This is a genomic window from Mesorhizobium sp. M7A.F.Ca.AU.002.02.1.1 (genome assembly GCF_003998535.1).
Classification (GTDB): domain Bacteria; phylum Pseudomonadota; class Alphaproteobacteria; order Rhizobiales; family Rhizobiaceae; genus Mesorhizobium; species Mesorhizobium ciceri.
Genome location: NZ_RZPB01000266.1, coordinates 1 through 7,435, shown reverse-complemented (window position 1 = coordinate 7,435; position 7,435 = coordinate 1). Strand labels below are relative to the sequence as shown.

The following is a 7,435-nucleotide window of genomic DNA, read 5'->3' as shown; positions in this document are numbered from 1 at the left end:
CCTCTACCCCGTCGATCGGGGGAGAGGTGGCGAGCGAAGCTCGACGGAGTGGGGGTCGACTTTACCCGGCGTTGCTCACCGCCCCGTAAACCGGCGTCTCAATGCCTTCCATCCGCGCCTTGATCTGCAGCGCCACATATTTCGAATAGAAGCGCGACAGCGCCAGATTGCCGCCGTGGAACCAGAGCGCTTCCTGGGCGGTCGGCTTCCACATATTGCGCAGCTCGCCTTGCCAGGGGCCGGGGTCGCCCTTGACGCCGGAGCCAAGGCCCCAGCACGGGCCGACCTTGTCGGCGACTTCGCGCGAAACGATCGCGGCGACATTCTCGTTCATCGACTGATAGCCGGTGCAGGCGATGATGGCGTCGGCGGCGAGTTCACTGCCGTCCTCGAACAGGATGCCGCTCGGGGTCAGCGACTTGATGGCGACGCCGCTGCGGATGCCGATCTTGCCGTCGATGATCAGGTCGGAGGCGCCGACATCGATGTAGTAGCCGGAGCCGGTGCGGTAGGCCTTCATCAGAAGGCCGGTCTCGTCGTCGCCGAAATCGATGGCGAAGCCGGCGGCGCGCAAGCGGTCGTAGAAGGCCGCGTCGCGCGCCTTGATCACCTCGTAAAGCGCCTGCTGGCCCTTGGGCACCAGCGCGAACGGCGTCGAGGCGACGATCATGTCGGCCTTCTCGGTGGTGATGCCGCGCGACAGTGCGTCTTCCGAGAAGATCTCGAAGCCGACTTCCATCAGCGTGTCCGACTTGACCACTGTCGTCGGCGAACGCTGGATCATGGTGACCTCGGCGCCGCTCTCCCAGAGGTCGACGCAGACATCGTGGCCGGAGCTTGCAGCGCCAATGACGGCGACTTTCCTGCCGCGGAATTTGTCGCCGCTGGCATACTGGCTGGAGTGCAGCAGCTCGCCCTTGAACCGGCCGGCGCCCGGCAGATCGATCCGCCGCGGCGGGCCGTAGGCGCCGGTGGCGAAGACGATGTGCTTGGGCTTCAGCGTGATCTGCCGGCCGACGCGGTCGACGACCACGGTCCAGACTTTTTCGGCCTCGTCATAGCTGGCGCTGAGGCATTTGGTGGCGACCCAGTAGTTGAGCTCCATGACGCGCGTATACATTTCCAGCCAGTCGCCCATCTTGTCCTTGGGCGTGAACACCGGCCAGTTTTCGGGGAAGGGAATGTAGGGCAGATGGTCGTACCAGACCGGATCGTGCAGCACGAGCGTGCGGTAGCGGTTGCGCCATGAGTCACCCGGCCTGGCATTCTTCTCGATGACGATGGCCGGCACGCCGAGCTGGCGCAGTCGCGCCCCCAGCATGATGCCGCCCTGGCCGCCGCCGATGACCAGGCAATAGGGCTGTTCATCAGTGCCGAGTTCGCGCGTCTCGCGCGCCCGCGCCTCCGACCAGGTCTCGCGCTGGGGATCGGCCTTGTGGCGCACGCCGAGCGGCCGCGCCGCGCCCTTGCGCTCCTCGAAGCCCTTGAGGTCGGCCATCGCCGTGAACAATGTCCGGCAGCGGCCGTCGCGCAGCCGCATGATGCCCTCCCCCCTGGCCACCACGGTTTCGAAGCTGAACCAGGCCTCGATGGTGCCGTCGTCCGAGGTCGCCTCGCCGGTCAGCCGCCACGCGCTCGGCTTGGCCGTCGCCAGCGTCGTCGCCAGCATGTCGGCGATCGCCGCGCGGCCTTCCACGGTCGTGATGTTCCAGGTGAAGGTCAGGAGATCGCGCCAGTAGCAATCGTCGACGAAGAGGTTGCTCGCCGCCGCAGCGTCGCCGGCTGCGAGTGCCTGTGCCAGGGATTCGAGCCATGCGGCGGCCTGTTTCGTCGGTGCTATTTCGAGCATCTCTTTCCCTCTTTCGTTTCATGTCCGGCTTCCCTTCTCCCACAAGGGGAGAAGGTGGCCTCACGAAGTGAGGTCGGATGAGGGGTGCTCCAGCTTGGCGCCGACGGCACTCCGTCACCCACCCCTCAACCGTCTCGGCGCTACGCGCCGATCCACCTTCTCCCACAAGGGGAGAAGGAAAAGCGCAGCCCTAGTCTCCGAGCGGCTCCATCTCCTTGCCGGTGCGGTGGATCTGGGCGTTGTATTTGATGCGGCGCACCGTCTCGCGGGCCGAGCCGTCGAGCTTGTAGGCGGAGGCCACCGCCAGCAGGTCGATCGCCGCCAGAAAGGCGAAGCGCGATGCCGTCGGCTTCAGCGTGTCGGGATATTCCGGCACCGCCACCGTCAGCCTGACGTCGCAGGTGCGGGCGAGCTCGGTGTCGGGCGCGGTCACGGCGATCGCATTGGCGCGGTAATGCTTGGCGAGCTCGACGGCCTCGATCACCTCGCGGGTGCGTCCCGTCGCCGAAATGGCGATCACCAGATCGCCGGGCTTGAGCGTCGAGGCGGTCATGCGCATCAGATAGGGATCGCACTGGGCGCTGACTGTTATGCCGTAGCGGAACAGCCGGTATTGGGTTTCCTGCGCCAGCGCCGAGGAGCTGCCGCCGAGGCCGAAGACCGTGACCTGGCGCGCCTTGGCGATCAGCTCGGCGGCCTTCTGCAGCTGGGCCGGGTCGAGCTGCCGCTCGGCCTCCTGCAGCGCCCGGCGCGCCTCGCCGAACACGGCGTTCCAGAACGGCATGCCATTGTCATTGCTGACGGAAGGCGACTTGGCCAGGTAGAGCGCGCCGACGACGAGGCTCTGCGCCAGCTTCAGCTTGAAATCGCGCACGCCCTCGCAGCCGATGGCGCGGCAGAACCGGGTCACCGTCGGTTCGCTGACCCCGGCGCGCTGGGCAAGGGCGGCGTTGGAGGCGTCGACGGCATATTTGACGTCGTCGAGAACGACATCGGCGACACGCCGTTCGGCCGGGCGCAATTCGCTGTAGGAATCCTTGACCAGCGAGATGATGTCGGGGATGCGCCGGACAGGATCGCGTCTCTCGGTATCGGGGCCTGGAACAGGCTCGTCCTGGCTGCCAGCGTCGGTCATGGGGTCCTGGTCTTTCCCTGGGTTGCGAGGCTGTCGTCTTAGCATGTTTGCACGCCCTGGCTCCACGTGCCCGACCGGATCGCAACCGCAGCGTGTCGTTGGGGAAAGCTCACCTTCCTCCGTTCCTCTCCGGTCCGTGTCAGTTCCGAAGTATGTAGGAAAGCAACATGCATTTCAAGGCCGTAAAACCGACGGTAAAACAAGATGATAGGTATACTAATCGATTTTCGCGATACGGCCGCTATCGTCGGTGCTTGACAGGAAAGTAGGATAGTTACAGACTGATTTTCGCTGGGGATGAGCCAATGGATCATCGCGCAATCTTCCCGGGGGGCAGATGAACACGGGCGATGCAAAAAAGCCGAAGCTTGGCGTGCAGGCAGCCACCAAGATCTATCACACGGCCTCCGGCGACCTGCTGGCGCTGGACCGCTGCAGCCTCGATGTCAGCGTCAATGAAATCGTCTCGATCGTCGGCCCTTCCGGCTGCGGCAAGACCACGCTTTTGTGGTCGATGTCGGGCCTGCACAGCCTGACCAGTGGCGAGATCCGGCTCGACGGCAAGGCCATCACCGGTCCGCATCCCGATATCGGCATCGTCTTCCAAGAGGCGAACCTCCTGCCGTGGCGCAACCTCGACGCCAACATCCGCTTCCCCTTCGAGATCAAGAGCGAGAAGCCGGACCGGGCGTGGATCGCGCATCTGCTCAACCGGGTCGGGCTTGATGGCTTCGGCGGCAAGTTTCCGCGCGAGCTGTCGGGCGGCATGCAGCAGCGCGCGGCGATCGTGCGGGCGCTGGCGCTAAAGCCCTCGGTGCTTTTGATGGACGAGCCGTTCGGCGCGCTCGACAGTTTCACCCGCGAGGAGATGAACCGGCTGGTCGAGGAGATCTGGCTCGACACCAAGACAACCATCGTCTTCATCACCCACAGCATCGAGGAAGCGATTTTTCTCTCGGACCGGGTGGTGGTGCTGAGCGCCCGGCCTGGCCGCGTCGCCAAGGAATACCGCGTGCCGTTCCCACGGCCGCGTTCGCTGGAGATCATGGCGACGAAGGAGGTCTTCGACCTCACCAACCGGATCAAGATGGACATTGTCGGCGAACGCACGCGGCCAAAAGCCCCGGAGCGCCCGAGCGCCGAAATCGTGAGGATCAGGCCGTGAGCGGGGGCGATGCCATTCCGGAATTCTCAAAGTCCAAGTCGGGCGCCAAGGCGGGCGACGGCCATGAGGTCAGCCTGACCAACCTTTCCGCCTTCGCCAGCGGCCCCGGCATCAAGTCGGGCAAGGAGGTGGCGGCCATTCTTGTCGTGGCGGTGATCATCATCGGCGGCATCGAACTGGCGCTGCGGCTGTTCCACGTGCCGCTCTATATCATGCCGCCGCCGAGCTCGATCGCTTATGCGCTGTTCGACGAGTTTCCGCTGATCGCGCCGCATCTCGGCTACACGCTGGTCGAGCTGGTGTCCGGCTTCACCATCGGCGCCATCATCGGCCTGGTGCTGGCCGCCGTCATCACCCAATTCCCGTTCGCAGAGAAGATCGTCGCGCCTTACATCCTGCTTCTGGTCACCACGCCGATGCTGGCGCTGGTGCCGCTTCTGATCCTGCGCTTCGGCTTCGGCTACACGCCGCGCATCATCGCGGTGGCACTGGCCGCCGGGCCGATGGTGATGATCAATGCGGCGACAGGCTTTCGCCGCGTCGACAGCGCCAAGATTGCGCTGGCGCGTTCCTATGGCGCCAGCACCCTGCAGATCTTCTGGAAGATCCGTGCGCCGATGGCGCTGCCGATGATCCTGGTCGGGCTGATGATCGGCGCCATCTTCGGCCTGCTGACCGCGGTCGGCGCGGAAATGGTCGGCGGCGGTTTCGGCCTCGGCAACCGGCTGACCACCTATTCGTCGATGATCCAGATGCCGCAGTTCTTCGCAGTGGTGCTGATCCTGTCGACGCTCGGCATCCTGATCTACGTGCTGTTCTTCCTGATCGGCAAGAAATGGGCGAGCTGGGAGGCTTGAACACAGGGATATGACGGCGCCCGGGAGGCGGGCGGCAAGAAACTGACATCAAACAAAAAAGGGGAATGCCATGACCAAAGAGAACTCGATCAACCCGGCGGGGATCAGCCGCCGCTACTTCCTGCAGGTCACCGGCGCCGGGCTGGTGACGGCGACGGCGCTTGGCGCCACCGGCCTGAAGGCCAGGGCCGAACCCTACGGAAAATTCACCTGGATCTCGCCGCGCGGCACGCTCGAAGTGCTCGACGACTATCCCTACTGGGCGGCCAAGAAGGCCGGCTATTTCGACGGGCTGGACACCGACATGCAGCCGGGACCATCGGACGGCACCGCGACGGTGAAGTTCGTCGATGTCGGCCAGGCCGATATGGGCTTCCCGTCGCCCGGCGTGTTCTCCTTCGCCATCCAGAACGGCATGAAGCTGAAGTCGGTGTTCCATATGGGCGCGCGCGACACGTTCAGCATCGCCTTCCGCAAGGGCGAGGGATCGAACGACCTGAAGAAGCTGGAAGGCAAGACCATCCTGCTCGGCTCCGCCGCCTGGCAGTCGATCACCGACCCGCTGCTGGCCGCGCAGGGCGTCGACATCAAGAAGGTGAAATATGTCGAGGCCGGCTGGCCGACCTGGGGAACGGCGCTGGCCGGCGGCCAGGGCGACGCCGCCCTGTCGTGGGAAGGGCTGCGCGCCGAATGGATCGCCAAGGGGCTCGACTTCGAATACTGGCTCGGCGTGCAGAATTCGAAGCTGCCGGCCAACACCTTCGTCGTGCGTGCCGCCGATCTCGAGGATCCCGACCGCAAGGCGTTTTTGGAAAAGTACCTGCGCGGCTGGGCGATGGGCCTCGAATTCGGCTACCAGAATCCACGCGCGGCGGTCGAAGCGGTGTTCGAGCAGTTCCCGACGCTGGCCAAGAATCTCGGGCCGGAGCTCGGCACCACCTCGATCCTGCAGCAGATCAACGTTTTCCGCGGCGACATGGACAAGCGCGGCGGCTGGGGCTCGCACGACATGGCGAGCTGGCAGGGCTTCTTCGACGAAATCCACAAGATCGGCCAGATCACCGCTCCGGTGAAGGCCGAGGATGTCTGCACCAACGATCTGATCGGCCCGGCCAATGATTTCGACAAGGCCAAGGTCAAGGCCGATGCCGACGGCGTCAAGCTGTCGGAAGGTTTTGCCGCGCTCGATGTCGAGAAGATCAAGGCGCATCTGTTCGATTCGGCGGTGAAGTAGGGCTGCGCAACGGGTCATGTCGGCCGCCCTCCATTACCCTGCCTTGGCTCCTTTCCTCTCCCTCCGGAGGGGGGAGAGGTGGCGCCGCGAAGCGGCGACGGAGTGGGGAAAGGCGTTCGTCAAACGCGCAGTCGCCACAAGACAGGCACAATCTGACGAGCAAGAGACCTCAAGCGCGCGGCGAGGGTCTCGACCCCCACTCCGTCGAGCTTCGCTCGACACCTCTCCCCCGATCGACGGGGGAGAGGAAAGGGCCGGGCAATGAGCGGCGGCGCTGACCTGAGGTGATTGTCTCGGATAGACATACGAGCGGCAACCGATCGCCGCGCACAATTCAATCAAAACCTGGGAGATATTCGGTGTCCGACAAGGTAAAAGTGCTGGTGGTGGGTCTCGGCAATATGGGTGCGTCGCATGCCAGCGCCTATCACCGGCTCGACGGTTTCGAGATCGTCGGCATCATGAGCCGGTCGATCAAGAGCAACACGAAGATTCCGGAAGAGTTAGCCGGCTACCCACTCTACGAGGATTTCGACCAGGCGCTGAAGGAAACAAAAGCGGACGCCGTCTCGATCAACAGCTGGCCGAACACCCACGCCGAATACGCGCTGAAGGCAATCGCCGCCAACTGCCATGTGTTCATGGAAAAGCCGCTCGCCACCAACAACGAGGATGCCGAGAAGGTGGTCGCGGCGGCGCGGGCCAAGAACCGCAAGCTGGTGCTCGGCTATATTCTGCGCGTGCATCCGTCGTGGATCAAGTTCATCGAGGTCGGCAAGACGCTCGGCAAGCCGCTGGTGATGCGGCTCAACCTCAACCAGCAGAGCAGCGGCAGCGCCTGGCACTGGCACAAGAACCTGATCGATTCGCTGATCCCGATCGTCGATTGCGGCGTCCACTATGTCGACGTCATGTGCCAGCTGACCGGCGCCAAGCCGGTGCGCGTGCACGGCATCGGCGCCAAGCTCTGGGCGGAAGCCGACAAGCAGAATTACGGCCATCTGCACGTCACCTTCGATGACGGTTCGGTCGGCTGGTACGAGGCGGGCTGGGGCCCGATGATGAGCGAGACGGCCTATTTCGTGAAGGACGTCGTCGGCCCCAAGGGCGCGGTGTCGATCGTCGCCGGCCAGCAGGCAAGCAGTGTTGCCGAGCTGGCAGAGGTTTCGAATTCCGCCGACATCGACCGCCACAC

Annotated in this window: 6 protein-coding genes; 4 read left to right on the top strand and 2 right to left on the bottom strand. The window is 64.4% G+C overall.

Annotated features, from left to right (window positions below):
• Nucleotides 1-61: 61 nt before the first annotated feature.
• Together EN879_RS17445 and EN879_RS17440 are read right to left on the bottom strand one after the other, a co-directional pair.
• Entirely contained in the window at nucleotides 62-1,849 is a 1,788-nt protein-coding gene (locus EN879_RS17445; protein ID WP_063169589.1) for an NAD(P)/FAD-dependent oxidoreductase, read from the bottom strand.
• Between the two features lie 190 nt (nucleotides 1,850-2,039).
• Entirely contained in the window at nucleotides 2,040-2,984 is a 945-nt protein-coding gene (locus tag EN879_RS17440; protein ID WP_063169588.1) for a MurR/RpiR family transcriptional regulator, read from the bottom strand.
• A gap of 337 nt (nucleotides 2,985-3,321) precedes the next feature.
• On the opposite strand from EN879_RS17440, the gene EN879_RS17435 reads away from it, so the two are divergent.
• The 4 genes from EN879_RS17435 to EN879_RS17410 all read left to right on the top strand — a co-directional run.
• Nucleotides 3,322-4,149 carry an ABC transporter ATP-binding protein gene (locus EN879_RS17435; RefSeq protein WP_013528756.1) on the top strand — a complete coding sequence of 276 codons (828 nt, stop codon included), beginning with the start codon at nucleotides 3,322-3,324 and terminating at the stop codon, nucleotides 4,147-4,149.
• Nucleotides 4,146-5,006, top strand: a complete 861-nt coding sequence (locus EN879_RS17430; RefSeq protein WP_063169587.1) for an ABC transporter permease — start codon at nucleotides 4,146-4,148, stop codon at nucleotides 5,004-5,006. Before EN879_RS17435 ends, EN879_RS17430 begins: the two co-directional genes overlap by 4 nt.
• A gap of 70 nt (nucleotides 5,007-5,076) precedes the next feature.
• The gene (locus EN879_RS17425; protein WP_013528758.1) at nucleotides 5,077-6,240 is read left to right on the top strand and encodes an ABC transporter substrate-binding protein; all 1,164 of its coding nucleotides are present in this window, start codon (nucleotides 5,077-5,079) and stop codon (nucleotides 6,238-6,240) included.
• Between the two features lie 359 nt (nucleotides 6,241-6,599).
• Nucleotides 6,600-7,435: Gfo/Idh/MocA family oxidoreductase (locus EN879_RS17410; protein WP_164774446.1), on the top strand; the 836-nt coding region annotated here is incomplete at its 3' end.